Annotated in this window: 24 protein-coding genes; 12 read left to right on the top strand and 12 right to left on the bottom strand. The window is 47.0% G+C overall.

Annotated elements, in window-relative coordinates; translation table 11 throughout:
* Positions 1 to 108: 108 nt before the first annotated feature.
* The 4 genes from ACG1BZ_RS08860 to ACG1BZ_RS08845 all read right to left on the bottom strand — a co-directional run bounded on the left by ACG1BZ_RS08860 (position 109) and on the right by ACG1BZ_RS08845 (position 5,979).
* Positions 109 to 1,032: a DMT family transporter gene (locus ACG1BZ_RS08860; protein WP_413665284.1), complete on the bottom strand. Its 924-nt coding sequence runs from the start codon at positions 1,030 to 1,032 to the stop codon at positions 109 to 111.
* 145 nt (positions 1,033 to 1,177) lie between these two features.
* On the bottom strand, positions 1,178 to 2,101 hold the full coding sequence (locus ACG1BZ_RS08855) for a haloalkane dehalogenase (protein ID WP_413665283.1): 924 nt from the start codon (positions 2,099 to 2,101) through the stop codon (positions 1,178 to 1,180).
* Between the two features lie 515 nt (positions 2,102 to 2,616).
* Entirely contained in the window at positions 2,617 to 3,228 is a 612-nt protein-coding gene (locus ACG1BZ_RS08850; RefSeq protein ID WP_413665282.1) for a CHAP domain-containing protein, read from the bottom strand.
* 468 nt (positions 3,229 to 3,696) lie between these two features.
* A complete protein-coding gene (locus ACG1BZ_RS08845; RefSeq protein WP_413665281.1) occupies positions 3,697 to 5,979 on the bottom strand; it encodes a TonB-dependent receptor in 2,283 nt (760 codons plus the stop codon).
* A gap of 385 nt (positions 5,980 to 6,364) precedes the next feature.
* Here ACG1BZ_RS08845 and ACG1BZ_RS08840 point away from each other — a divergent pair, with 385 nt between their 5' ends.
* From ACG1BZ_RS08840 to ACG1BZ_RS08815, 6 genes are all read left to right on the top strand, one after another.
* Positions 6,365 to 6,721, top strand: coding sequence for a hypothetical protein (locus ACG1BZ_RS08840; RefSeq protein ID WP_413665280.1), 357 nt, complete (start codon positions 6,365 to 6,367; stop codon positions 6,719 to 6,721).
* A 367-nt stretch (positions 6,722 to 7,088) separates the two neighbouring features.
* Positions 7,089 to 7,451, top strand: a complete 363-nt coding sequence (locus ACG1BZ_RS08835; RefSeq protein ID WP_413665279.1) for a phytanoyl-CoA dioxygenase family protein — start codon at positions 7,089 to 7,091, stop codon at positions 7,449 to 7,451.
* Between the two features lie 182 nt (positions 7,452 to 7,633).
* Positions 7,634 to 7,978 carry an ArsR/SmtB family transcription factor gene (locus ACG1BZ_RS08830; protein WP_413665278.1) on the top strand — a complete coding sequence of 115 codons (345 nt, stop codon included), beginning with the start codon at positions 7,634 to 7,636 and terminating at the stop codon, positions 7,976 to 7,978.
* Positions 7,979 to 8,262: 284 nt separating this feature from the next.
* Positions 8,263 to 9,696 (top strand): hypothetical protein, encoded by a 1,434-nt coding sequence (locus ACG1BZ_RS08825; RefSeq protein WP_413665277.1) that lies wholly within the window; start codon positions 8,263 to 8,265, stop codon positions 9,694 to 9,696.
* A 134-nt stretch (positions 9,697 to 9,830) separates the two neighbouring features.
* On the top strand, positions 9,831 to 10,913 hold the full coding sequence (locus ACG1BZ_RS08820; RefSeq protein ID WP_413665276.1) for a permease: 1,083 nt from the start codon (positions 9,831 to 9,833) through the stop codon (positions 10,911 to 10,913).
* Between the two features lie 27 nt (positions 10,914 to 10,940).
* Entirely contained in the window at positions 10,941 to 11,105 is a 165-nt protein-coding gene (locus ACG1BZ_RS08815) for an NAD(P)-binding domain-containing protein (RefSeq protein WP_413665275.1), read from the top strand.
* Between the two features lie 228 nt (positions 11,106 to 11,333).
* Here the strand turns inward: ACG1BZ_RS08815 and tnpA are convergent, their stop codons facing one another.
* The gene (gene tnpA, locus ACG1BZ_RS08810) at positions 11,334 to 11,768 is read right to left on the bottom strand and encodes an IS200/IS605 family transposase (protein WP_413662175.1); all 435 of its coding nucleotides are present in this window, start codon (positions 11,766 to 11,768) and stop codon (positions 11,334 to 11,336) included.
* A 146-nt stretch (positions 11,769 to 11,914) separates the two neighbouring features.
* Between tnpA and ACG1BZ_RS08805 the strand changes: the two genes are divergently transcribed.
* On the top strand, positions 11,915 to 12,088 hold the full coding sequence (locus tag ACG1BZ_RS08805) for a phytanoyl-CoA dioxygenase family protein (protein ID WP_413665274.1): 174 nt from the start codon (positions 11,915 to 11,917) through the stop codon (positions 12,086 to 12,088).
* A 101-nt stretch (positions 12,089 to 12,189) separates the two neighbouring features.
* Here the strand turns inward: ACG1BZ_RS08805 and ACG1BZ_RS08800 are convergent, their stop codons facing one another.
* On the bottom strand, positions 12,190 to 13,266 hold the full coding sequence (locus ACG1BZ_RS08800; protein ID WP_413665273.1) for an FAD-dependent oxidoreductase: 1,077 nt from the start codon (positions 13,264 to 13,266) through the stop codon (positions 12,190 to 12,192).
* A 126-nt stretch (positions 13,267 to 13,392) separates the two neighbouring features.
* Between ACG1BZ_RS08800 and ACG1BZ_RS08795 the strand changes: the two genes are divergently transcribed.
* From ACG1BZ_RS08795 to ACG1BZ_RS08780, 4 genes are all read left to right on the top strand, one after another.
* The gene (locus tag ACG1BZ_RS08795; RefSeq protein WP_413665272.1) at positions 13,393 to 13,746 is read left to right on the top strand and encodes a LysE family translocator; all 354 of its coding nucleotides are present in this window, start codon (positions 13,393 to 13,395) and stop codon (positions 13,744 to 13,746) included.
* Positions 13,695 to 14,030 (top strand): LysE family translocator, encoded by a 336-nt coding sequence (locus tag ACG1BZ_RS08790; RefSeq protein WP_413665271.1) that lies wholly within the window; start codon positions 13,695 to 13,697, stop codon positions 14,028 to 14,030. The genes ACG1BZ_RS08795 and ACG1BZ_RS08790 overlap by 52 nt, the downstream gene beginning before the upstream one ends.
* 87 nt (positions 14,031 to 14,117) lie before the next feature.
* Complete coding sequence (locus ACG1BZ_RS08785; RefSeq protein WP_413665270.1) at positions 14,118 to 14,864, top strand: metallophosphoesterase family protein; 747 nt, start codon at positions 14,118 to 14,120, stop codon at positions 14,862 to 14,864.
* A gap of 46 nt (positions 14,865 to 14,910) precedes the next feature.
* Positions 14,911 to 15,267, top strand: a complete 357-nt coding sequence (locus tag ACG1BZ_RS08780) for a DUF4870 domain-containing protein (protein WP_413665269.1) — start codon at positions 14,911 to 14,913, stop codon at positions 15,265 to 15,267.
* Positions 15,268 to 15,372: 105 nt separating this feature from the next.
* On the opposite strand, the gene ACG1BZ_RS08775 is transcribed toward ACG1BZ_RS08780, so the two are convergent.
* The 6 genes from ACG1BZ_RS08775 to ACG1BZ_RS08750 all read right to left on the bottom strand — a co-directional run bounded on the left by ACG1BZ_RS08775 (position 15,373) and on the right by ACG1BZ_RS08750 (position 23,728).
* A complete protein-coding gene (locus ACG1BZ_RS08775; RefSeq protein WP_413665268.1) occupies positions 15,373 to 16,143 on the bottom strand; it encodes a zinc-dependent metalloprotease family protein in 771 nt (256 codons plus the stop codon).
* Positions 16,144 to 16,375: 232 nt separating this feature from the next.
* A complete protein-coding gene (locus tag ACG1BZ_RS08770) occupies positions 16,376 to 17,053 on the bottom strand; it encodes a hypothetical protein (protein ID WP_413665267.1) in 678 nt (225 codons plus the stop codon).
* A gap of 615 nt (positions 17,054 to 17,668) precedes the next feature.
* Positions 17,669 to 18,616 carry a hypothetical protein gene (locus ACG1BZ_RS08765; protein WP_413665266.1) on the bottom strand — a complete coding sequence of 316 codons (948 nt, stop codon included), beginning with the start codon at positions 18,614 to 18,616 and terminating at the stop codon, positions 17,669 to 17,671.
* A gap of 284 nt (positions 18,617 to 18,900) precedes the next feature.
* Positions 18,901 to 22,842 carry a cobaltochelatase subunit CobN gene (gene cobN, locus ACG1BZ_RS08760; protein ID WP_413665265.1) on the bottom strand — a complete coding sequence of 1,314 codons (3,942 nt, stop codon included), beginning with the start codon at positions 22,840 to 22,842 and terminating at the stop codon, positions 18,901 to 18,903.
* A 2-nt stretch (positions 22,843 to 22,844) separates the two neighbouring features.
* Entirely contained in the window at positions 22,845 to 23,198 is a 354-nt protein-coding gene (locus ACG1BZ_RS08755) for a DUF2149 domain-containing protein (protein ID WP_413665264.1), read from the bottom strand.
* Positions 23,198 to 23,728 (bottom strand): MotA/TolQ/ExbB proton channel family protein, encoded by a 531-nt coding sequence (locus tag ACG1BZ_RS08750; protein ID WP_413665263.1) that lies wholly within the window; start codon positions 23,726 to 23,728, stop codon positions 23,198 to 23,200. Before ACG1BZ_RS08750 ends, ACG1BZ_RS08755 begins: the two co-directional genes overlap by 1 nt.
* 229 nt (positions 23,729 to 23,957) lie before the next feature.
* Here ACG1BZ_RS08750 and ACG1BZ_RS08745 point away from each other — a divergent pair, with 229 nt between their 5' ends.
* Positions 23,958 to 26,129, top strand: coding sequence for a TonB-dependent hemoglobin/transferrin/lactoferrin family receptor (locus ACG1BZ_RS08745; RefSeq protein WP_413665262.1), 2,172 nt, complete (start codon positions 23,958 to 23,960; stop codon positions 26,127 to 26,129).
* Positions 26,130 to 26,175: the final 46 nt, after the last annotated feature.

Here is a 26,175-nt window from a genome sequence, read left to right as displayed (position 1 = left end):
GATACCTAATCACTAACTGAATTCAAGGTGGCGTTAAACAATTTCGCCACCGATATATTAATGGGGCTCAACTACCATCATTAGAGCGCCCTTTATCAAATTGGTTTTTTAACTCATTAACTTTGACTCTGATTCAGCATCATCCTTCCCCTTTTTGGCCTTAATCTGTGAAACACCAATCAATGCGCGGCCTAGGTCTGAGGCATAAAATCCCGCAGCCAATATTACGAAGGCGCCAAATAATGTAATTCCATCAGGCAGATCTCCGAAGATTACAAAGCCAATAACAATAGCCCAAAATAGTAAAGCGTAACTAAAGGGCTGCAAAATAGAAGCTGGAGTAAGTGCCAATGCCTTAATCAGTAAATAGTGGCCCATTGCACCTAAGAGCCCATTTAAAATCAACAATTGCCACCCTGATACTGTCGGCTCTACCCAATAAAATGGTGCTAAGCTTCCAAAAATAATAAGACCCATGGTCGCGGTATAGAAAACGGTTGTATCGGCACTATCAAAGTGTGAAACACGGCGTGAAAGCACTTGATATGCGGCCCATAGGATAGCTCCCAAGATGGGGATCAAGGTTTGCCAACCCATCATTCCCATTCCAGGCCTAATGATAATAAGGGCACCTATAAATCCAGCCGCAACACTTACCCAGCTCCTTTTATCTATCCTCTCCCCTAAAAACCATCCAGCCATTAATATTGCGAATAATGGGGCTGTCGCAGCTATAGCATGCACATCAGCCAAAGACATCATACTAAAAGCAAAAACAAATACTGACACCTCAAGGGCGAGAACAATAGAGCGGGCTAATTGAGTGCCAAATATTTTACTTCGCACTAACTCCAAGCTCCCTTTGAGTCTCGCCAAACTTATAACGATTAAGAAAAATATCGCGAAGCGAATCGCCATTATTTGAACGATAGAATAATTCTGAACGAGTAGCTTACCTGTTGCATCCATACCGGCCAAACAGACCATTGCCAAAATAGTTAGAATAATTCCACGACTGTCTTTAAACTTCACTTTAAACTCTCTAATAAAGACTACAGATTCTATAAACAGAGCCACCGATTATAAATTAGTTATGAAATGTTAGAGCAGTCTGAATGCCTTGGACTACCTGAGAAAAGAATGCCGGAATATAACTTATCCCGGCACTAGTACGCTCTTAATTTTCAGTTACTGTTGAGGAAAGCTTAAAGTGGCTGAGAGCCTTTTCAGCAATTTCTTTACCATATTCCTGCACAAAGTGGCCCGCCTCCGCTAATTTGAGAGGCTCGGGGCAGTTTTTGATGGTTCCCCTCAGCAACTCCATCACTTTCTCACCAAGTACAAAGTCCCTCATTCCAATCGCCATAAAGCTCTCACCACCCCAGCTCCTAGACCAGAATTCTCGAGCCCTTACCCCTAGCTCTGCTCCCTCCATACCTGGATCAACCGGTACAATTGACGGGAATCGACGAACGCCAGCCTTATAGCGGTTGTCTGGAAAAGGCGCATCATAGGCTACTATATCGAATAAATTGACCTCAGATTGAGCATCATTGGCAATGAGCCCTCCCACAGGGATTTCAGGCACATTGACAGAGAAATTCCGCCAGTGGTAGAACCCCTCAGATGCACCATCCCCTGCTGCGATAGCCGTATTCATTACCAGTAATCGGGTAAATCTATCCGGCATATCCATTGGAAGTGTCAATCCCAGAAGTCCACCCCAATCCTGACAAACCAGCGTAATATTCTTAAGGTCCAAATGCTCAATCAAACGCATCAGGCTGTTACGATGGAAGTTAAAAGTGTACACATCTTCATTGACGGGCTTATCTGAGCGACCAAACCCAAACAAATCTGGAGCAATTACCCGGTGTCCTGCCTCAACAAAAACTGGGATCATTTTTCGATATAAGTAACCCCAACTGGGCTCCCCATGGAGGCAAAGAAAGGTAGTATCCGCATCCTGCTCCCCCTCATCGATATATGCCATACGCATAGAATCATAGCCTTCCAGGCTATCAATATAGTTAGGAGTATACGGAAAACCCGGTAGTAGGGAAAAGCGCTCCTCAGGAGTTCTCAATCGTTCAATAGACATCGGCAACCCTCTTTTAGTTGAAAGTTAAGTTAGCGCCTTGCTTCTGAAAAGCTAGATCAGTTGGAATCCAGAGATCATCCATTGTGGCGCTTTTATCGGTGCTTCATATCTGAAAAGATAACTGTAGAAAAATACCTATTATCCTACTAGATAATAAGGATAAATATGCTCCTAAAACATGGCACGATCTCTAATTTTTACATTTAGAAACCTTATTAGGCGCCAGATCACTTAAATTACCCAATAATGCCAATCTGGCAAGCCTGGCAAGTCTGAAACCATTGGGCTAAGTACAACTGACCCTATCAAAGCCGATTAATCAAACTTCTTACCATTAAAAACATGTTAGATGTATTGAGATACCCATCTGGATGTAAGCTGTCTACCAGCAATACATCTCAATTATCAGTGAACTGGAATTGGAGCCTAGGAAAAATTAGGCTACAAAAATCACCGGGAGGCATATATCACTAGAAGAACAATATCTTTCATGACTATGAATCATGGACAACACCTCAATACACTTTACCAAAGCCCGCCAAGATCCAGCCCCTTTTCACTGGAGAATCCATTTCTACTTCCCTGGCGAACAGGGTTTTGGGTGCTGACTCCATGATTTTATATCCCCCATCATCAACATAAGTGACTAAAGCAACATGGGCAATATATCCTTTTTCAGTCTTTCTATAAAAAGCCAGATCCCCCAACTTCGGCTTATAAGATGCTGGCTTCAAAGATTGAATAGACTGGAAATAGGAATATAGATTTCTTGCACGGCGATGGAAAAATGGGTTCTCTGGGTTATTACCATTTCGAGCATCATAAAAATTTGGATTTTTTACAAAACTATCTCTCAATAAGACCTGAAATGAATATCCAGCCATTCCGTAAGCGATATTAGGTACATCACTACAGACAATAAATCCAAGTTTCCCTCCTATATTATTATACATCCCCATCAGTGGATCATAAGGCGTAAACCAAAGAGAATATGCATTATCGACAACCAGATTAACATTTGGAAGGCCATGATGATTGGTAAAACTTCTCTCCCCCTTATAGGTAGAAAAATAGACGAGCAGTGGTATTGCCAAAACAATAACAAGAAAGCCAATAAATTTTTTCATATTACCAAAAATGTACCAACCCAAAATCACCAATACATATGAAACATTACTAAACTAATGAAAAGTAGGGGAAAAGAGTACAGCTAACAAACCCTTACGCCACTTTAATGCCACTTTTTAGTCCGAACGTCAACATACAGCTAGCAATAGGAATTGGAGTAACTGCTCATAACCTAGTAGAAATATCTCCCACTGCCAATTTAAATTTGTATACGAACGTTAAGGTTTCACACCTGAAATGACCTTAGGGCTCTCCACCTCGACTCTAATTTCGCTTCATGAAAGCAGTTTAACCACATACTTTATTGGGGAGCCTCCGGAAGGATTTGGGTTAGACCACAAAGATCTAAGCTTCATTATTTGTATGGATTTGAAAATGGATTGTAGTTAAATTTTTCAGGCAATAAAAAAGCCGCACGCTGGAGAAGTGTGCGGCAAAGCTTGGAAGCCTATGGGAGAGGCATGAGGTTAAAAATCGTACGCGAAGCTAAGCTTGATATTGCGCGGTAAGATGTAGCGGACATTAGACGCTAGCGGATCGCGGGGATCACCTTCGGTGATACCATCTTCATCAGTTAAGTTGTCCACAGCCAACTGGACAGTAATATCATTGATATAAGCCACCGCACCCAGGTCAACTTTTGTATAGGCTGGCAAAGTTACTTCATTGTTGCTTCCATTAAAGCGATCACCTACCCGACTGATATCGGTATACACAGCCATATCAATGTTATTCAGTGTGAAATCATAATTCTGGCTCAGGCGCACCTGGTATTCAGGCTGACGCATAACCTGGTTGCCTTCATATTCACCACTCGTGATTTCTGGCTTTTGCAGGGTAGTATTTAACCCAAAGGTGAAATCTCCCCAGTGAACTTTACCGTCCAATTCGAGACCAAGCGCCTCAGTCTCTAAACGAGTACAGGTACTGCTGCCAATGATACAGTCTGGCATGCCCTGGGTTTCGTTGTAGAACAGAGTCGCAAAGAGGGAATAATCTTGCTCCTGCAATTTATAACCCAGTTCGTATTGGTCAATGTCTATTACAAGGTCAGACCCAGCAATGAAGCTGTCACCAAACTCACGATAGTTGTCAAAGTCTGCGAATTTAAAGCCGGAATTTATGCGGAAGAAGGTGCCCATATTTTCGGCAAAGGCCCAGTCCACTGCGGCAGTGTAGGCAGTACCATCTTCGTCTGCTTTATAAGTGGTAAAATTACCGTCACGTTCGCCATGATCCACGGAGTAATTGGTTTTGCGGTTTGCGGAACGCACGCCCAGATCGAAGGTAAAGTCCCCTAAGTAGAACTCACCGGCGACATAAAGCGCGTTTTCACGGGCATCACCCACGGCATCCACATCATATTTCCAATCACAAGTGGAAATATCTGCGGATGTATTACAAGCGAGATCACCAGTTAGCTCAGAGCCATCAGCAGTTCCTGTGATCAGCTCCCCATCTTGACCCAGTACGTAGTATTTCTGGTTACCCAGGGACCACCATTCATCAACTTCCCAGCTTGAGGTGTAATAACCGGCTGTTACTTTAAAGTTATCCCACTCTTTTGCCAGGCTAATGTCATTTGTCGTAGCCTCGATATCTTTGCGTACTACCCAGGCGCCAAACTGCTGTACCACGGTGTCACTACTGAGTTCGTTTCCAGAAGCGGTAACTACAGTTTGATCCGTTAGGGCGTTCAGCGATACAGGCGAGCCATTAGGAACGAAACCCAAAGTGTCAGCATTACCCGCAGTAACTCCAAAGCGTTCGGTGAGACTCCAACCATCCCCCAAGTCTAGCTCCAGATAAGCACCGACTACATTACCATTCCACCCGCGCCCTTCGCCCATATCGAAAGTTTCCCAGGTAGTTTCTGAGCCGCCATTACCGTCGGCCTGAGTAATAGGTACAGAAACCTTGCGATTACTGGGGCCTACCTGGGTGTAATCTGTTTCCAGAAATGCAGCATTGGGCAAATACCAGGTACCAGTATCTTTTGTATCCCGGATGTAAAAACCCGCTTTGCCGTTATCCATCTCTTTGGTGATATGCAGGGTAAATTGATGCCCTTCTTCCGCATCAAAACCCGCATCACGAATGCCAGGGGAGGAAGATACGTAGCCTCCAACCATGTAGTACACATCATCCGAAACCTTACCGGTCATCACGGCATCTGTTCGCTGCAGATCATAGTCAGATAAAGTGTACTTAAATCGCCCCTCAGTCTCTTCAGTACCTTCTTTTAAGATAAAGTTGGTAGTCAGACCTGGCTGGCCATTGGAGAAAACCGGATTGGGTCCACCGCGCAGAGCTTCCACTCGTTGAATAGTTTCATCGACACGAAATAGAGAAGAGTTTTCTAAAAATGAGAGTGTTGGCGCTGGATACAGAGGCAATCCATTCATGGATACCGTGACAAAGGGTGCATCACTACCGCCGGGGAAACCGCGAACATCGATATTTGCCCCAGAAACACCGCCAGAGCTCTCAACCCACAGGCCTGGAACGGACTTCAACAGATCTGCAGTACTTGAAGGAGAGGCTTTGCTAATCTCATCATCACTTAAAGTTGTGATAGAAAAGCTGGCATCCAGCTTACGCATGCCTGCACCGCCAGGGGTGCCTGTTGTGATGACTTCCTCCATCACCATATCGTTTTCAGGGCTAATTTCTTGGGCTGCGGCATAGCCGCAAAGACCAACGGAGAGCGCGGCCATGGATACGGCCTGCGCCAATGGTTTCTTGCTCATCAACTCTTCCCTCTCGTCGTCATTCTTATCTGTTCTGATACTGCGGTGCTATTTTTATAAAGCTTTATGCAATCGATTGCATAAAGAGTTGCTAAACGCACTTGATGCACCGTGCTTTAACTATAATGCGCAAATGCAATCGATTGCAAATTGAATTAATGGCTAGATTTGAGTGACTAGTCATCCGTAAGGCCATCGCAGATCAAGATTTGAGGGGTAGGGGCAGATTTTCTGCCATTGATAGAAGATCATATTTGGAAACTACACCCGGATGTTCTTAGATTTAGTATGTAAGGCTGTCCAAATGTGGCGCCAAATTATTGATTCTAGAAGCATTCGGCGACGAGTGGTTCCATGCAAGTGCCAAGCGGCCGGGAGAGTTATCGTGGAAAAAGGCAAGTGCCAACAGGCGGAGCATCATTCACATACACATAATAGCCACTGTGGCCACACAGCCATTCGCCACGGGGACCATATCTGCTACCTCCATGACGGCCACCTACACCATCCCCACAAAGACCACTACGACGAGCACGTCTTGGAAGTAAGCATCCAAAACCCGGAGGGTTGCCACCCTGTTACAGGGGGCTACGACAGCTCCCATGTCCACGGCAAAAACTGTGGCCATGAGCAGGTTCCCCACGGAGATCATGTTGACTACCTGGTTAACGGGCGACTTCACCATGTTCATGGTGATCACTGTGATGACCATGGACCGGTCGAATTGGCTAAACATCAGTAAGCCTGCTAGCCAAAACTTGGCGAGGCCAAGATTTATAGCAATCCAAAGTTACCTGGGCGCCGATCACATAAGCTGAGATTTTATTTCTACTAACGGCGCCCTTTCATGTTCAGATCGCGTTTTAGCTGCTCTCTATGCCTATGCCGTTAATCCAACTGCTTCGAATTTGAGACTCAGATCAACTCATTAACACTAAAGACTTTTGCATTAAAAACTCCTGAAATAAAAATCTCTGGGCAACCTAAATGAAAGCCCCACCGAAGAGAAAGCAAAGTACATTGGCCAACCTGTTTTCTAGCGCTGAAGACGAAAAGGAGTTGCCAAGCAATTCCTTTTTGGCGAGATCTTTCAAAAAGGGGCCATCCTTTTGTTCAACGCAAGGGGAATTATTAAAGAAGATCTCTTTGCTGATCTGGAGGTAAAAGACCTGGAAGTGAAAGCCGGTAAATGCCTTATTTTCTCACCCCTAAATATGCACACATCCTATGCAAACACATCAAAAGATAAATCTCGATTTTCGTTTGCCAGGAGGTATACAGCTAACTACATAAAAGTTGTTCCTTATGGCAAAGACAACATTTCAACCATGGTGGGCTTGCTGGAATTCACATTGCCCAAAGTAGGTAATTTTCAGGTGTTTGGCAAAGATTCTTACGGCTACAATGAAATTCTGGATGATAATGAGTCTACTTCAGAATCGGTGTTACACCTTCTACTATGGGGCAATTAGCAGTAAAAGCGTTATTTCGGTAAGTTTGGTAATATAGTTTAAAGAAATATAAGTAATGTAGCTTCCTCTCAATATCCTAAGAAATTAGTGGCAGCACTAGCTTGAGCAGACCCCCACACGCCACTTTATCTTTAGCACTAAACTGTATATATTTCGACGAATATAGAACTTATGACCAAATCATGATGGAAATCGAAGAAGTAGCCAAATCGCTTAAAGAGCTGGGACACCCAACCCGCTTGTTGATCTACAAAAAAGTAGTCAAAGCTGGCCTACCGGGTATTCCTGTAGGCAACATCCAGGAGCAGTTGGATATCCCCGGATCAACCCTTTCCCACCATATTTCCAGTCTGATTTCGGCAGGATTGATCTTCCAGCGGCGTGAGAGCCGAACCCTGTTCTGCGTAGCCGAATATCAGCATTTAACTGAGGTTATTCAGTTTTTACAAGATGAATGCTGTCACGATGATTTCAATACACCGATAAAGTGTCCTGATATCAAGTGTGCGGTACCGGATCAGCACTGAACAATGTCGCTCCTGCTTTGGGCGACCTCTATCGATGACGTCCAAACTTTCCTCTCTTCACCCCGATAGGTACATGTAGGCCCTAAATTCTGCATTAAGTACCGCTAGAATGACCATTCACAGCAATAGCCAGCTTTAGTTGGCTCCCTTCCCTTGATACCTTTCTTAGATACCTCGGAAATAACTCGAACATACATCTTTACTTAACATCTATATTTCTATTATTCTAGAAATATCATATCATTTGAGTTGTGTACCCCAGCATACAAAGGCCAGAGGAAACCATGAAAAAGAGCCATCCAAACGCCATTCAAGCAGCCAATGAAGCGGTAGAGTGGGGGCTTGCCCATGGCTTGGCTTTCAAATCTAGTCGTGGCTCAGCGAGCCATGTGCCTTTTAGCCTTACCCCAAGTACTATCGCCCTGGAACGGTTTGAGACGTTAAAGAAAGCAGTACCCCTATTGGGAAAGCTGATCCATCAAGTCTCAGAAGATCACCAATTTCTTCACGAAGCTATCAGGCCTGTTGCACATGGAGACCCGTTTTTCGGTGCCTTACTCGCCATGCATGGTCAAATAAAAAATGCGCCCCGCCTCCCCCTCCTGATTATGAGAAGTGACTTTATGGACGATGTGAGCCAAGGACCAAAGCTCATTGAGTTCAATGGAATCGCAGCAGGAATGGGGCCCTTCGGGCAGCGTATTTATGAGTTGCACCAATTCATACGCTCGCAAAGTCCTGAGACCTATTCCGATTGGTCCAATACTTCGAACGGCCAACCTATAGAGAACCCAGCAATTGAGCGACTCTCCCAAGGCCTTGCCGATGCGACAAGAGCCATCAAAAGCGAATTTGGAGATGGTGGCAACCCAACATTTCTAATGGTGATACAGGAATATGAAGACAATGTTTTCGACCAACACCTTCTTGAATATGCCTTAGCTGAAAAAGGCATACGTACGGTACGACAGACCTTTCGCGAACTCAAAGCGGGCCTGGTAACAGGCCCCAACAATAGGCTCCTGCTGCAAGGAATCGGCCCTGTAGATTGCGTGTATTTACGAGCCGGCTACAACTACTGTGATTATGTCGCCAAAGACCTGGATAGCGAGCGCTGCTGTGAAACACTGATGCAATCGCGAATTTTGCTTGAGAGCCATCGGATCGCAATTAATGCAACCGTAAGCCAACAACTGGCTACCAGCAAGCGTGTACAAATGATCCTTTCGTCCATGTCAGTAGAAATGCTAACCGGATTCAATGTATCCCAGGATGAAGCGGTTTTAATCAAGTCATTACTTGGCGAGATGCAACCAATTTCATCAGAGACGATAGAATGGTTCAGCCAGCAGAACGCCTCTAAGTGGGTGCTCAAAAATCAGGGAGAAGGCGGCGGGCACTGTGTCTTTGGTCAGGATATCAAGCTGAAACTCAAACAGCTCTCAGTAGACGAATACCCTGCCTGGGCACTAATGCCACGCTTGAGCCCGCCCCCTAGAAGCAATCCCGCCCTGGTAGTCAAAGACTCTGAATTATATTTAGTAGGCGATTTAATCAGTGAAATAGGTATGTTTACGGTTCATTTCAATGGTCAACCAGCTACTTCAGAACAAGGTTTTGCCGGCTACTTAGTTCGAAGTAAATCCTCTCAGGAAATGGAGGGTGGCGTGCATAGCGGCAAGGGCGTTTTAGATTCACTGATATCCAATGTCGCCTGACAACATCACAAGCAATCCGTAAAAAGGATCTCTTGGCACCATAAATCACACTTCAAAGCTAATGAAAACACACTGACAAAATTCATTATTTCTATATTTCTAGTAATAACAAATTTAATTAAGGAGCTAAAACAATGCCCCCAGAGTTCGTATCCATGCTAGAAGAAGCTCTCTCTATGTTTGCTTTTCTTGCAGTTGAGCTGACAGTATTATTTTTAGCTATCAGCTACCTCGTTGGTGTATTGCAGCAGTACATTACACCGGAAAAAATCCAAGCGACCCTAAGCTCACGCAATGGCCGAGGCTACGTAATAGCCGCATTACTTGGCTCCATTACACCTTTCTGTTCATGCTCTACTATTCCATTTTTGAAGGGACTACTTCGCGCCCGCGCTGGTTTCGGACCAATGATGGTGTTCCTATTCTCCAGCCCTCTACTTAATCCGATTGTTATTGGCTTGTTGATCTTTACATTTGGTCTCAACGTAGCGATTTTTTATTTCACTCTAGCAATGACTGTGTCAATTTCTGCGGGATTTGCACTGGAAAAATTTGGATTCGAGCGTTTTGTCCGCGATGGTGTCTACCGAGACACAAATAGTAAAAATCCCCCTTCACCCAGTGAGAACAAAGGGATAGCCAATAATTTGGCATTTAATAATGGAGTCTTGGCTACAACTGGCGCAACCAATACAGCAACAATATCTTCTCTATCATCAGCTGCAAAAACTGGAGAAACTACATCCTGCTGTATCAATACTCCGGCAAATAGCTGTGATTCTGAGGGGGGAGTAGAAACCCAGAAACTAAATCGCTGGGTCATTATTTGGAATTCCACCTGGATAGATTTTAAAAAAACACTCCCCTATTTACTGCTCGGTATTTCTCTGGGATCATTCATTTACGGATTTGTTCCTACTGATTTGATCGTAACCTACGCAGGAGAAAACAAGTGGTACGCGATTCCAATTGCAGCTGTAATCGGTATTCCACTCTATATACGTGCCTCTGCTGTTATCCCTCTGAGTGCTGGTTTGGTGCAAAAGGGCATGGCTCTCGGATCGGTAATGGCACTAATTATCGGCAGTGCTGGCGCCAGCCTGACAGAAGTTATCCTATTAAGGTCCATCTTTAAAACCCAGATGATCGCAGCATTTTTAGTGGTTGTTTTAGGTATGGCTATCACAGCGGGTTACCTGTACACCCTTCTGTTTTAATTCCAGGTATTTTGGAGGTAGAGACTTATGAACAAGATACACGACGCGATTATCATTGGCGCAGGGCCTATTGGAATTGCTGCCGCTGTACAGCTCTTGTCGAGAAAACTGAAGCCCTTGGTTTTAGAGAAAGGCATATCGGCCGGCAGCGCCATGCTGGATTGGGGCCATGTTCGGGTTTTTACACTCTGACCTTATATCATTGATAAAGCAGTTGCTAACCTCCTTGATATGAATGGCTGGGTATATCCAAATAGGGAATACTTACCTACAGGCCGTGAAATAGTGGACGAGTATTTAGGTCCATCAGCCAAAACTTTGGAGCTAATTAATAAAAGTACTCTTATTTTATTTAGCTCCATAAAATCAGCAACCACCCGCATAGCGGGTGGTATGGTGAAAGCCCCCAGAGGGGGCTTGTTACAATCCCGCCAATTGCATCTGCTCTTGCCGGCGTTCTTCAACCTCTTGATTCTTGATGTACTCTCGAATCATCTGCTCATCAAGCCCTACTGTACTCACGCAGTAGCCCCGAGCCCAAAAACGTCTTCCTGTGAAATTTCTCTGTACATGCTTGTACTTCCGAAATATCCGGATCGCAGATTTCCCTTTCAGAAACCCAACCGTATTGGAAACACTTAACCTGGGAGGAATCATTAACAACATATGAATGTGATCCCTCATTGCGTACCCCTCGACCAACTCAATGCCTTTTTGACGACACAAGTCTCGGAATATTGCTCCAATCTCACGTCTCAATGCCCCAACTAACGCTTTCTTTCGATACTTGGGCACAAATACCACATGGTACCTGCAATAATGTTTCACGTGAGCTTGGCACTGCCAATCTCGCATATGGCCTCCTTAAAGAACTTGCCGGTTCATGGACGCCATATTTTTACTCTGCACGCCGGAACGGCAGAGCCTTGTCAAGTCTCACCGCCAGAGGCGGTGGTTTACCCATGTATTAATTAATTGGAGATGATTTCCTTAATCAATTTATGGTGATAGATTTAGAGATGAAAGCTGGGGAGTGTTTGATCTTTTCTTCATTGAACTTACATGCTTCCCATTCCAATACCAGCGATAATAGTAGAAGGTTCTCCTTTGTAGGAAGATGCACTGCCAACCACATAAAGGTAGCCCCCTACGGAAAAGATTTATATTCAACCTAAGAGGGACTTGTCGAATATGATACCCCTAAAATCGACACTTTTCAGGTTTTCGGCAATGATACCTACGGTTACAACGAAATCCTTAAAGAATAAACGTTCATTTAAAGCTTTGTCAGGTTTTGGGTATATGCTTGTCGTACCACCGGAAAAGATACGGCGAGCTTTGCCAACATCCGCACCAATATTTTATTTAGCAAGGAATTTGAGCTTATAATCCGCCTAACAATTTCTGTCTTTCGAATCGTCGCCGCGCCTATTTTACGCCTTTCATCGGAATAACTATCTACTGTGCCGTTTATAATCGCATCAACTGCAGCTATCGCATCGGCAATACCCAGATTCATACCCTTGCCACCTACGGGAGAATGGCAGTGAGCGGCGTCTCCGACTAAAAGTACGCGCTGGGAGCGATAACTCTTCGCCTGCCGAATTGAAATTTGAAAACTACCGGAGCGATGGATATTCTTAATTTTTAGCGGCACATCTAGTGCTCCCAACGCATCTGGCTGGGTAGCAACTACTCTTAAACGCTGTTTACCCATAGGTAAAGTAATTGTAAATTGATTGCCGGGCCGCTGAATATCCACGCTAACTAAATCGGGATCACACTCTCCTTCTATATCTACATCAGCGACTCCCCAAGGTTCCGGCAAATCTGTACCAGAAAATGGAATACTCAGTTTCTCACGAATTGTTGAATGAACTCCGTCAGCAGCAATTAACCAGTCAAAGCATTCGACACTGCCGTCAGACAGGGTAACTACCACCCGGTGATCACTAGAATCCACTTCAGTAGCAGCCACGCCATATTCAACTGAAACGCCTTGCTCAAGTAAAGCATCTCGCAAAATTTCCTCGGTGCGATTTTGCGGCAGCCCAAAGCCCACATACTCTTTATACGCATCGCCCCGGTTATCCAAAAATAACAACGGCCTACCCGCTTGAAGATATTGAACTTTGCAGAGTCGCATCGCCTCAGAGACCAAGTTATCTGAAACGCCCACCTTAAGAAGGCGCCTGATGGTGCAGGGAAAAATACCGACTGCCCGAGAGAGTTCACTGGGCTTGGTTCGGCGTTCAACTATTCGGCATTTGATTCCATAGAAAGACAAAGCACAAGCTGCCGCCAACCCCGTTGGGCCCGCACCAACCACTAACACCCGGTCTATATGGCTCACTGGTAGTGTTGCACTCTGTCGTTGAACTCACTTCTATTGTAGAAGCCCGGGAAAAAGCAAGGCACGGCCATCATAGAAGTAAACACACCTGCTGTGATAAAATCGCAATTTCAGGGCACCCCTCATATGATCGACCTCAGTATTTTACCCGCCTTCTTGATCGCAGCGATTGTTCTAGCGGCCTCCCCTGGTCCTGACTTACTGTTAATATCTGCTTACTCTTCGGCTCGCGGATTTACTGCTGGAGTAATGATCTCGCTGGGCATTTTTACTGCTGGGATAGTGCAAACGGCGCTAGTTGCTCTCGGACTCGGACATATCATGCAGACGATGCCTCTGGTGGCAATGGTAGTAAAACTGGTGGGAGCCGTATATTTAGCTTGGCTTGGCTTGGATTGTCACTCCTTCGCAATTGGCGTTCAAATAAAGTGGCACAAAATAACCAACCAGATACCGTGGCACTGTCGGCAGCACAGCTGATGGCCCGAGGCTTGCTCAACAACCTAATGAACCCCAAAGCCCTACTTTTCTTTAGCCTTTTCCTGCCTCAATTTACCGTGTCATCCCAGGCAATCACGCCCCAAATTCTTGTATTGGGCATACTCTTGAGCATTACAGCGTTGGCTTTTAACACCCTGGTATCCCTATCGTTTAGCAAGCTGGGAAAATCTCTTGCTACACAGGCCAATATTCAGCGGCACCTGGATGGTTTTCTTGGAGTTATTTTCCTCGGCTTGGCCTCTCGCCTGGCTTTTGACCGCTGATTTTTTATAGTTTTATGGACGACAGGAAGCTTTCTGTGAAAATATAGCAGCAGTCAAAGTACTTTCAGCAGTCCAGCGGAGAGCTCAATGCGAATAGCGGTCCTGTCTGACATCCATAGCAATGTTTATGCCCTCGATGCCATTGTTGCTGATCTAAAAAAGAGAGGCGCCGATCTAACGGTGAACCTGGGTGATATTTTATATGGCCCTATTGCGCCACGACTCACCTATGAACGCTTAATGGAGCAAGGTTACACGACAATTCGCGGTAATCAGGACCGGCAAATATATGAAGCCACATCTACCGAAATAGAAAGCAACCCAACCCTGCAATTTATTCTGAAAGACCTTGGTGTTAAACCACTATTATGGATGAAGCAGTTACCACCCAGCTTACAAATCACCGATGAAGTCTTTCTTTGCCATGGAACACCCAGTAGTGGCCTCATATATCTGCTGGAAGATACCAGCAGCGGCCGCCCCCAGATACGTTCCAACCATGAAATCCTTAACCTCCTTGGAAAGATTTCCTCAAAAGTCATTCTATGTGGGCATACACATCAACCTCGCTGTGTCTCTGTCGGTAGTGGCCAGCTGGTCGTAAATCCAGGCAGCGTTGGGCTACCGGCTTACACTGACAGTGAACCGCAACCCCATATAATGGAAACCTTTAGCCCCCATGCGAGTTACGCCCTGATAGAGAGAAGCAAAAATGGAGCCTGGAGCGCAGAATTTTTTAAGGTAAGTTATGATACAGATAAAGCTGTTCAAGCTGCTATTGCGCAAGGGAGAGATGACTGGGGTTTCTATCTGTCAACCGGACGAGCTAGCTAGGTAAGTCAGCTTACATAGGACATTGAATCAAAAGGAAAGTCGCCAAATGGAAGATTATCGCCCTTGGGATATGGAACTAAATACCTTCCTAATGTTGCTTCATCTAAGTCAATTGGCTTGGGTCGTGATTCCTGGTGCTGGTTTTGTTTTACCCATTATTATGTGGGCGACAACAAGGGACCGCTCTCAAGAAATTGACAAACACGGCAAGATGATATTCAACTGGATGTTAAGCCTACTTATCTATTCTATTATTTCCGCCATACTGATATTTTTTATTATCGGTATTTTTGGACTGATTGCACTAGCAATAATCAATGTAATATTTATTGTGATTGGAGCAATCCGGGCCAATGAAGGCCAATTTTGGCGCTACCCACTCAGCATTCGATTTTTTGGTTAAATAGTTAACCGTTTTTTTCAGATGGAAAATCGGGAGAGCACCTCCCGATTTCCCTTGGCTATAAGCCAGTAATCTCTACAATTACTTTCAGCAAATTAGCGCCGATTAGTAGTAACCAGAGATATCATCGGTGATAGGACCGAGAGCACGGTAAGCGTTAGAAATGTCTACGCCGTTTGAGCGCTCACCACAGGCCAAGCCACCACACTCGTACCAGTCAGGATCAGAGAACCAATCGTACTGGGTAACGTTTTCGCCGTATTTCCAAGGGTAAGCCATGATGGTAGAGAACTTGTTATCTACACCGTGACCCATACCGTAAGAGTAAACGCCACCAGAGGTATCACCCTGCTTGGTTGAGTGAAGCAGACCCATATTGTGGCCCAGCTCGTGAACGAAGGTGTTATAACCACAGTCAACGCCAGTTACGCTGTAAGCACGCTCTTTTGCGCTGGAGTACATGGTGCCATTGCTACCCTGTCCAACCCAGGCAATACCACAGGTGATGTAGGTGTTGCCGTCGATTACAGTTTCTTCAGCTTTACCCAGGAAAACCACCATATCCGCCTTTTCAGAGGAACGCCAGTCATTCACAGTGTCGTGGAAGGTAATCAGGTCCAGGGTTTCTTCGTTAACACGGAGATCGGAGCTGGTAGCTTGCCAGGTGTCTACCAGGTTCAACTGGATATCAATACCATTCCTTGAAAAGGAATTGTTCGCATAGCTGATATAGCTATCGATCTTGGCTGAGATATCACCGGTATACTCCGCAGCTGGTGCAGTGTACATAATAGCGATATCGACGGTATCGGCACTCGCAGCGCCAGAAACAGTCAGTGCTGCAATAGCAGCGGCCAGGCTTTTCTTCAGGTTCATTATAAGACTCCTTTTATTATAATAAGTAGTGCACACTCCTCCCCCAGCAATTAATTAAAATTGCTGCCCAAAGGAGTAACAATACGCTTTTAATACCCTGACTCGATTAAAAAACTATCCCTAGTCTTTTAACCGCCTGAGGAGACGAGCCCCCGGTATCTGCAGGATTTACTTGGGCCTTCCTTTGCCTGATTATTAATTCAAAGCATAATTACTTTGAATCAATTTCTTCTTATTTGAAGTCGTTTAGCGGTAAATCGTCATCCGACCAGGTCTTTTCACGAGGTGCTTCCGAGGACATATCCTTATCGTGTTTCTCTACGTGGTTTTTAATTAATGCACCATTAGGCGCTATCCACGCATAACTACCCTGACCTTCCATAGTGTATGACCCGGAAGGTAAGTTTAGCTGTGCATAAACAGAGTTTGCTCCGAGAGTAAAAGTTACGCCATGCAGGCGAGTCATCCCCGGGAGATTTAATTGTACGCTTTTGTTGCCACTGGCATGCTCTTCGATACTGCCAACCTGAGCATCGTAATCACCTTCAATACCTGGCAAGTCAATGTCGACGTAATCACCAACAGTGAGATTCCGGAGCATATCAATATCCAGCTCGAGATAGGTTTCACCATTGAGATCTACGGGTAGGCGACCATTTTCATGAAGAGCTTCCCTAGCCAGCTCTGACTCAACCCAAAGTGCTTTTTCTTCATCACTTTCGAGGAGTTCTTCTTCACCCACCTGAACCTCCTCAGGTTTAAGCGGCTCTGCTTTTTGAGCAGACTTACTGATAGCTGGCTTGGGTTTTTCTAGCTCAGCGACTGGTTTTTGACCTTCAGATTGGCTTTTGGCCCAAACGAAATACCCTGCTGCCACTGCAATGGCGACGAGAGGAATTATTTTTCTCACAAGCTTTTCTCTCAAAATAATGCTACGTGCAACGGCAAAGCACGTCCTATCGACAGCTTAACCAGCCTTACCTCATGTTGGCATCTTTACGATTCTTAACATTCGATATTTAGTTGAGACGATCGATCCTAATTATCACGCAGCTTTTTTTTGGGAAATTTTTCACATAATTTTCATAAAAACTGAACAGAATCTAAATTATTTTTCAAAACTGTGGGGAACGTCGGAATTAAAGCAGACATGCTTCACGAAAACCCTTTTTGCACCAAATTAGTTCAAGCCAAGTACCTGTGGTGAGATTCCCCCAAATACGAGCAGGAATCACCTGCAAAAAACCAAAAAAATAAGTTTCACAAGAAACAAATTTGATAGATTTTTAAGCAGAATCAACAATTTCAGCGTGCGAAAGACAATAGAAGAAAAAAGTGAGAGCTCAAAATTTCTCTTCAATTTTGGAATGGAATTTTCTGGTAGAAAAAAGTGAATATAAGGACAAACTGGAAAATCGTAACTAGGCAGGCAATTCAGACAATCTGTTTATTCTTGATTGGGGAGAGATAAAGCTGTACGCAATAACTGCAGCGTACAGCAATTAATTGGCTAAAGGTGACACCGTTACTCAACTCGATAGCGCAACAACACCAAATTATCCAGGACTATGTTTTTTGACCAGATAAATTTAGCACCACTGCCATAAAACTGTTTCCGAAAATTCATATACGCCGCTTTATTGTCCACACCTATCTGCTGCTCCGTGTATTCTGTCGCATAAGGCCAAGAAAGATAGCGATCGTCGACTTTCCAATTTTTCGGAATATCCCAGTGCAGAGAATAGACTTGTGCACCTGGTTTTGGGGGCCTCTCAGCACAGTCCGAGGAGGTTCGCTCTTCTCCCCGCTCTTTCAAGCACCCCAAATTATAAATAGGTGCTGTATAAAAAGTTTGTGCATGCCACTTTGAATTTGTCTTGGTACCGTCAGAAAAGCTGGCAATAAAGCCACCGTCACCGGCGTGGGTGCGGACACCTCTGTTACTCTCTGTGCCTTCCCCTAAGTTCTCCTCCCAGTCAACCGCTTTTACAGCGATATCGTAGGGCCTCTTCACCCTGAACTTAACCACACTAGAGTTAAACGGCGTAAATGGAACCGGATCAACAGCAACTAGCTTGCCATTGATATATAGCTCAAAATAATTGTCGGCAAAGGTATAACCAGTAACCACCTCACCTTCTTTGTCGATATCGACCACCGGTACCTTTGTATGATCAATATCCTCCAATAAGGATGGTGTGACCCCAGAGCACTGGTTATAGAGATCCGTAGCAAAGTACCGCTTGCTGTAATTCACTTCAGCCGGAACGGTAAAGGCTTTGCCCTCTACCTGCTTCTCCCCCATTGGCGACAACCGGGAGCGATCGGAAGCACAGGAAAACAGGTTCTCCGTTTCCACTTTGGCAGAACCCTCAGCCACCGCCCCATTGCCCGAATAAGGGTTTTCCAGAGACCAGGCATTTGCCGTAATCGATATAAGGCCCAGGAAGGCCGCCTGATATCGTTTTCCCATCGTTCCAACCTCCTTTCGAGAGACAGCTATAGTCGGAAGCTCACCAAGCTGTAGCCCTATTAACCTGACAAGCTGCAAGCTTAATGATTTACAAAGTAATCAATATGCACTTTTCACCTTCTATATAGAAAGCTAACACAGTAAGAGAGTAATAGTTGCCGGGGTCAACAATTCTTAACCCTGTAGCCGAGGCAGCTTTAAGATTATTTATACGAAAGGGGTGGAACAGAGGGAGGTTAACGGCACCCGGTCTTAAGCAGACCGGGTGCCGTTAAGGACGGGCATTAAGCGGGCTTGCTTCGCACCCACTTATGATCAAAGAAACCGCTGACAAAGCCTGCCAACACAATAGCCATCAACAGTAGCCATATCAGCTTTTCCGGCTTATCACTGGGCGTCGGCTCTGCAACCTGCTCCAGCTTCTGGCCACTGACCTGTTGCGCGGCATTGGCGCTGCTAACCTGAGGGTTATCCAATGCCTGGGCATTGGCCAGGGCCGCGAGGCCGAACCCTAGAGCCTGCTGATTGACGAATTCCTTGAACTTGTCATTGTCGGTAGCCACATCAAACTGATTTGCCAGCTCGGTGTAGGTCTCTACCATTTTCTCCAGGGTTTCAGGCTTCGCATCCCAATATCCCTTGCGCACCGCTTCCAGCATTCGCTCCAACATCTGGGCCAGGGCCTCGGCATTGTGCTCTTCGAAGAATTCGCGCATGTCCATTTCATATTTGTCATCCACGTAGACTTCAAACATTTCCTGCCATTGGTCGTCGCGAATGGTTTCCGGGGTCATTACTTCCCAGCCCCACATATTGTTGACGCGATCCAGGATAGCGGTAGCGCCTGCGTAGCCGGAATCCTGCATCGCCTCAATCCAGCGGGGGTGGAAGTAACGGCTGCGCATTTCCTGGTTGACGAACTCCGCAAGGGTTTGCGCTTTTACGTTATCTTTGCGACGCAAATTGGAAACATACATTTCCGGCGTGGCGCCATCCAGATTGCGAACCGCCAGACCGATACCGCCAAAGTATTGGAAGGGATCGTCATTGGTCATCATGGCGTAGAGGTTGGTGGAGCGGGAAAAAATCACCCCATCAGTGCCAGACAGCACTTTGCCGTACAGCTCAACACTGCGCTGATCCTCGCTCCAGCGGGATTCATCTTTGCCATAGGCAAAGCCCATACGGCGCATATAGAGGTCAGCGAGCTTGTCATCCCCCTCCCAACTGTCAGAGGCCAGACTGGCGGCGGCAAGGCCCGTTCCATAGTTGCCGCTTTCATTGGAGAAGATGCGCACCGATGACAAATAGCGAGCATCCTCTTCACTGTTGCCGTCTTCCAGCAGCTGCTGTTGCAATGCCTGGCTGTGGCGGTAGACAAAGTTATTGTCTTCTTTCATCTGCGCCACTTTATCGATGGCTTCTGCCAGCCACAGCATCACGTTAGGGAAGGCATCCCGATAAAGGCCTGTCGCAGAGATTACGACATCAATACGCGGGCGCTTTAATTCCGAATAGGGAATAACTTCTGTACCGGTAACATTGCCCTGCTGGTTCCACTTGGGTTTTAGGCCCAGGGCGTGCAGGATCTGGGCTTCCAGGGCTCCCTGGTGGCGCATGGTTTCAAGGGACCACAGGGAAAATGCCAACTTGTCCGGGAAGCGGCCATGCTTTGCATGGTAGTCAGCAATGGTCTGGTCCATCAGCTGTACACCAGCTTCATAGGCTTCCTTCGACGGCACCTTAGCCGGGTTAAAGCCAATCAGGTTACGGCCGGTGGGCACCGCCTGTGGGTTGCGAATCGGGTCACCCCCATGGCTTACAGGAATGTAGTTACCATCGAGTGCCGACATCAGGTTTTCCAGCTCGGCAATTTTGGCAAAGTTATCGGAGTATTCCCGGGCCTGGTCCAACTGGGCCTGCAAGGGCTCAGGAACCTGCTCCAGCTCACCGCCCTCTAGAAAGGTATCCAGCAACTGGAACCCCTCCTGCGCTTCCAAAGCCACAACATTGCGCTCGTCCCGGGTTTGCTCTTCCGGCAAACGCAACCCGTGCTCCGCCTCATATTTATCCGCTGCGGTGATAAACCCTTCACCCAACATTTGCAGCATGGTGCTGGTGAGGTGTTCGGTTTTGGGCAGCTGACCAAAACGATGGATGCCCAGCGGCTGGCTCATCTCTGCCAGTTGACCCAAATGATCCTGCAAGCGGCTCAGTTGGCCATCAAAATCCGCACTTAAGGCTTCAGCACTGATTTCCAGATCCTTGAGCATATTGAGCTCTTCGGCCAGACTGATAATACGCTCTTGGGTATTGGCCCGGGTCTGCCCCTCAGACAATACCAGGTAATTGCCAATTAACTCGGACAACTCAGCCACTTCCGCATACAAGCCCGCTTTCGCGAAGCCTGGGGTCAAGTGGCTGATCATGGTGGCACGGCCACGGCGCTTGGCCTGCATGGCCTCTCCCACATTATCGATAATGTAGGGGTAGAACACCGGGATATTTCCCAGGGCCAAACTAGGTGCATCGTAAACCGACAGGCCCCGCTCTTTGCCACTGAGCCACTCCTGGGAGCCATGGGTTCCCAGGTGAATATAGGCATCGGCACCAAAGGTTTCCCGCGCATAGAGGTAAACCGCCAGGTAGGCGTGATTCACCGGGGTTTTCATATCGTGGTATAGGGAAGAGTGATCCTTGGCATTGTCCGCGCGAACGCCTTGCGGCAACACAATCAAATTGCCGAGGGTCATCCGGGGAATAACAAATGCAGGCTCGCCGTTATGTTCGGCCAACATGGCATTGTCTTCTGGCTTGCCCCAACGCTCTACAATAGGATCCCGCACAGTTGCAGGCAGTTGGTCAAACCAGGCTTGATAGGTGGACAGCGGCATCCAATCAGCCAGCCCTTTATCGATCAAGGCTACGCTGTCTTCGCGACGATAATAGGGGCGCAACAACTGCCCGGCCCAATCGATAAGGGTTTTTGAATCCCTGATATGTACCTCATAGCCTCTTTCGCGCATTGCCTGGGCAATCGACTCAATTGAGCTGGGCACATCCAGGAAAGCCGCACCGATATTTTTTTCCCCGGGCGGGTAGTTCCAAATAAACGTTGCCACCTTTTTATTGGTGTTGCTTTGATAAGCGAGGGAGGCGTGATTCCAGGCGCGCTCTATCAAGGCCTGCATCTGTACATCCATCACTACTTTATTGCCGTCTTTATTAGCAGCGATAATCACCGGATCGATGCTGCCAGTATCTTCAGGCATTACCAGGAAGAATGGAGTCAGGGATGGAGATACACCGCTATTATCAGCAAAATATTCTTCTTCACTACCCTCGGTGTAATTGAGCGCGTGAATAACCGGCACTCCCAACTTCTCAAATTCAGCGCGGCGCTTGCTGACATAGTGCAGGGAGCGGTAATTAATCATCAAGTCAACACGGGTATTGCCGCTTTCGGTTTGCAATAATTCTGGATAGGAAAGCGGCAAGTCTTCGCCTTCAAAGAAGAAGGCGAAAGCCTTGGCACCTTTAGCCTCAAGACCATTCAACAGGGTGTCGACAACCTGCTGCTGCTCGTAATCCACCACGGAACGATGGATAGCCACGGCAATCACTGGCTGCTTCTCAGCAGGCTTTAGCCAGTCAAAGAAAAATTCCTCTTTATCGGTGACAAGCTGCTCCAAGCGGGGATGATAAAAACCTACCTTGGGTACAATTATCGGTTCCGGTACTGAGCCACTGGAAAATTCAAATACCTCTGCCGACAAAAACTGCATCATATGACGGTAGTTTTTGCGGCCCGCATTATTAAAATAAGCGGCAATCGCCCGATGCTCGAATTCTGCCAACCCCTGGTTCATGGACTTATTATCTGCATCCCCCAGGGAAATCACCGGAACTTGCGGATGCTTGGCCAGCATTGGCTGGAACTTGCCAAACATAAAAGCAGAAAGCGCCGGGTTGATGCCATCCAGCATTATCAGTTCAGCGGAAGACCAGGCCAGGTCAATTTCCTCATCGCTCTTACCTTTGCTGTTAAAGATCTCCAGCTCAAAGGGTTGGTCTGCAGAGAGATCAGTCAGCAATGTACCTTTCGCCTTAGCCGTGTGGCTCGACATCATCAAGAGTACTTTGGGCTTATCGCTGGCCTGGGCAAAGGTTGCAAAAGCCAAGCTCATCAACAGGCACACAAAACGTGCCCACAGTTTATTACGCACCACTAATTCCCCCCCGAAGCTTTTTCACCGGCGGGAGCATCTTTACCTTCCCCTTCCGGTACATAAACCAGGCTGCCATCGGCCATCTGGTAGGCCACACCTGCACGGGTGCCCTCCCCTGAGCCAATTTCCCCGGTGGATTTGTATTGTTTGATTTCCTTACCGTCCTTAACAATCACTTCCATATTGGGTTCGCCGGCATTTTTAATCACCGTAACCTTTTCATTGGAAAAAACGTTCAAGGGGTTTTGCGCAATGGCAATCAGCAGCGCGGCGATAATGACCAGAAACACATCGATCAGGTTCACCGCACTCAGAATAGGATTCAGTTCTTCATCTTCGTCGAGGAAGCGCATCAGTCGGCCTCCTTCAGCTTGCGGATATTGATCAGCTCAGAGGCAAACCAGCGTTTTTTCACTGAGGCGGGCCAGAAGGTAATCGTGGAGATTACCAAGCCCCAGATCACAGCGGCGAAAGCAATAATCAGGTTTTCACTAATTCCCTGGATATTGCCATCGGCCAGCGCGCGAAGTGCCGGCCCCATAGGAATCATGGTGGCAATCAAACCCAACATGGGCGCGATCCGGGTAGCCATGCGAAGAAGTTCCAGTTTTCTCAACGCAAAAACTTCCAATTCGTCGTCACATGCCAAAGGGTTATTCACGTAAAAGTTGTGTACTTGGTAGCCCGGCAGGCGCTCAACCCGACCTTGCTTCAATGCCAACCGATAGGCTCCTGCATTTTTGCGGCGAAGCATCCACAGTGAAATAAAGCGCCCGGCGGCATAAAGCGAGTAGATAAAAAGTACCAGAATCGCCAGTAATACTGGGGCCATAAACAGGTCGGCCACATCCGCCATTAAGGTCTCAATTGATTGAATATTCACTGCAAGCCTCCCAAGCCCCACTATTGATGCCGTTCACAAATTTGAGCGGAAAGTACCCAAAGAAACTTTTAAGGTCAAATTTAATCTAATTGATATTGATTCGCATTTACCTTTACATTTTAATAAGTATCCATATAATCTCGCTCCGAACTGGTCGACAAGACCAAGCGAAAGGGCAACCAGAGACCCTTAACGAGCAGACCGAATCAACGACATCAAGGAATTCACCATGAAACGTCGCCCACTAGCAGCAGCCATTTTGGGCTTAGCCTCCGCCTCAAACCTGTACGCAGAGACCCCGACCTCTCCGTCCAGCAATGAACTCGAGCTGATCGTCGTCAGCGGGCGCGCAGAAAAACCCCTGAAAGACGTTGCGGGCAGCGTTTCCGTGGTGACCAATGAAGAAATTGAGCAGCTTCAGCTCAACGACATGAACCAGCTGTTCCAATACGAGCCCGGCGTTGAAGTAACCGGCGAGGCTGGCGGCGCGCAGAATATTCTGGTGCGCGGCATGGGCGGTGACCGTGTACTGATTATCAAAGACGGTATGCGGGTGAACGAGGGTTATGGCGCCAATGGCCAAAACGACATTATTGGTCGCGGCTTTATTGAAGTGGACACCCTAAAGCAGGTTGAAGTTGCCAAAGGCGCAGCCTCCTCCCTATACGGTTCAGACGCCCTTGCCGGTATCGTAGTGTTCACCACCAAAGATGCTTCCGACTACCTGGAAGATGGCGAGCAGTTTGGCGGATCTATCAAGACCGGCTACAACGGCATCACCAGCCAGCACAATGTTTCCCCTACCCTTGCCCTGCGCACCGGCAATTTTGAGCAACTGCTGCACACCACCTTCCGCGATGGTGAAGAACAACAGAACTACGACGAAACCCAGGACCCCTTCGAGATTGAATCGAAGAGCATCCTGTACAAAGGTAAGTACAACCTGGGTGGCGAAGACTTTATCAGTTTCAGCATCGACCACTGGAACCAGGAAACTGTCGGTGACAGTGCCGATGGCCTGCTGTATTACTTCCGCGGACTGGCCGACTACGGCTACAACATCGTCGCTGAACAATCTGTTTCCGACAAAGAGACCACTGCATACCAGCTCCGCTACCACAGCGAGACTCCAACTGCGATTTACGATCAGGTAAATATCAGCTTGTACAACAACAAGTCTGAACAGGAAGACGAGCAGTACGGGCAACTGGACATCAACGCCCCCATGTTCGGTGTGATTGAAATCCGCGACATGTGGGAAACCGGCCTCTACCGCCAGGACACTATCGGCCTGCTGTCCAACGCCAGCAAAACCCTGAATGAGACCCACACCCTGGGTTACGGTCTGGACCTGGAGCAAACGGAGAGCGAGCGTACCGTTCACCAATACCGTGAAGTTGCGGGTAGCTCCACCCTGGACTCCACCACCGAGAAATTCCCAGAAAACGAAGTGGCGCGCGCCGGCCTGTTTATCAATGACGAAATGTCATTCGCCAATGGCCAGCTGACCGTTACCCCGGGCCTGCGCTACGACTGGTACGAAATGGACCCCAACGGTGCATTGAAGTCTGATGACACTCCATTTGCCACCATTGAAGAAAGCAATGTTTCCTTCAACCTGGGCACGCTGTACCGAATCAATCCGAAACTGTCCGCCTTTGCCCAATACGGACAGGGCTTTAAAGTGCCGGCCTACGATTTAGCCTATATCGAGCATTACCTGCAACCTACCTCCGAATACATCTACGAGGTTCTGCCCGCCGACGATTTGTCACCAGAAACCAGTGACACCTTCGAGCTCGGCCTGCGCGGACACCTGGGCCCTGTAGCTTTCAGTACTGCAGCGTTTTATACCGAATACGATGATTTCCTGGAAACCACTTTAATTCACCAAGAATCTGTAAATGGTGATGACGGCAGTTTCTCCCATGTATTTGAACAGTACCAGTACCAGAACATCGAATCTGTCACCATCAAAGGTATAGAGGCGAGCGCCAGCTGGTACCTGTCTCCAACAATCGAGTTGTTTGCAAATGCCAGCTACCAGCGCGGCGAAAACGACACCACCGGTGAATACCTAACCAGCATCAGCCCACTTTCTGGCGTGGTCGGTGCAAGCTACAGCGGAGCCAAACTCTCCAGCCAGATACTGGTGCGCTGGGCAGACCGTATGGAAAAAGTGAACGACGGCGCTACTGAAACTGCCGGTTATGGCACTGTAGACTGGACCCTGGGTTATCAGGTAATGGACTCCATGTCTGTGAACTTGGCGGTTAACAACCTGATGGATAAATACTACGTTCCCTACCTGAATGTTGCAGGCTGGGATGAAGGTAGCGATCTTTCTGTCAATGCGGCGCCGGGACGTACTTTCTCTGCGTCAATCAGATACGATTTTTAATTAACGAGTTTTACACTCTCCTATCTCGCAAATAAGTCCCTTGATG

The sequence above is a fragment of the Microbulbifer sp. CNSA002 genome (genome assembly GCF_047324085.1).
GTDB lineage: Bacteria > Pseudomonadota > Gammaproteobacteria > Pseudomonadales > Cellvibrionaceae > Microbulbifer.
The sequence above is the reverse complement of the archived record's forward strand: the minus strand, read 5'-3'. Positions and strand labels throughout refer to the sequence as shown.

Coding starts and splice junctions, on each gene's coding strand:
- ACG1BZ_RS08855 (WP_413665283.1), bottom strand. CDS start 2,101: ATGTCTATTGAACGATTGAGAACTCCTGAGGAGCGCTTTTCCCTACTA.
- ACG1BZ_RS08850 (WP_413665282.1), bottom strand. CDS start 3,228: ATGAAAAAATTTATTGGCTTTCTTGTTATTGTTTTGGCAATACCACTG.
- ACG1BZ_RS08845 (WP_413665281.1), bottom strand. CDS start 5,979: ATGAGCAAGAAACCATTGGCGCAGGCCGTATCCATGGCCGCGCTCTCC.
- ACG1BZ_RS08830 (WP_413665278.1), top strand. CDS start 7,634: ATGATGGAAATCGAAGAAGTAGCCAAATCGCTTAAAGAGCTGGGACAC.
- ACG1BZ_RS08825 (WP_413665277.1), top strand. CDS start 8,263: ATGAAAAAGAGCCATCCAAACGCCATTCAAGCAGCCAATGAAGCGGTA.
- ACG1BZ_RS08820 (WP_413665276.1), top strand. CDS start 9,831: ATGCCCCCAGAGTTCGTATCCATGCTAGAAGAAGCTCTCTCTATGTTT.
- ACG1BZ_RS08815 (WP_413665275.1), top strand. CDS start 10,941: ATGAACAAGATACACGACGCGATTATCATTGGCGCAGGGCCTATTGGA.
- tnpA (WP_413662175.1), bottom strand. CDS start 11,768: ATGCGAGATTGGCAGTGCCAAGCTCACGTGAAACATTATTGCAGGTAC.
- ACG1BZ_RS08805 (WP_413665274.1), top strand. CDS start 11,915: ATGGTGATAGATTTAGAGATGAAAGCTGGGGAGTGTTTGATCTTTTCT.
- ACG1BZ_RS08795 (WP_413665272.1), top strand. CDS start 13,393: ATGATCGACCTCAGTATTTTACCCGCCTTCTTGATCGCAGCGATTGTT.
- ACG1BZ_RS08785 (WP_413665270.1), top strand. CDS start 14,118: ATGCGAATAGCGGTCCTGTCTGACATCCATAGCAATGTTTATGCCCTC.
- ACG1BZ_RS08780 (WP_413665269.1), top strand. CDS start 14,911: ATGGAAGATTATCGCCCTTGGGATATGGAACTAAATACCTTCCTAATG.
- ACG1BZ_RS08775 (WP_413665268.1), bottom strand. CDS start 16,143: ATGAACCTGAAGAAAAGCCTGGCCGCTGCTATTGCAGCACTGACTGTT.
- ACG1BZ_RS08765 (WP_413665266.1), bottom strand. CDS start 18,616: ATGGGAAAACGATATCAGGCGGCCTTCCTGGGCCTTATATCGATTACG.
- ACG1BZ_RS08755 (WP_413665264.1), bottom strand. CDS start 23,198: ATGCGCTTCCTCGACGAAGATGAAGAACTGAATCCTATTCTGAGTGCG.
- ACG1BZ_RS08745 (WP_413665262.1), top strand. CDS start 23,958: ATGAAACGTCGCCCACTAGCAGCAGCCATTTTGGGCTTAGCCTCCGCC.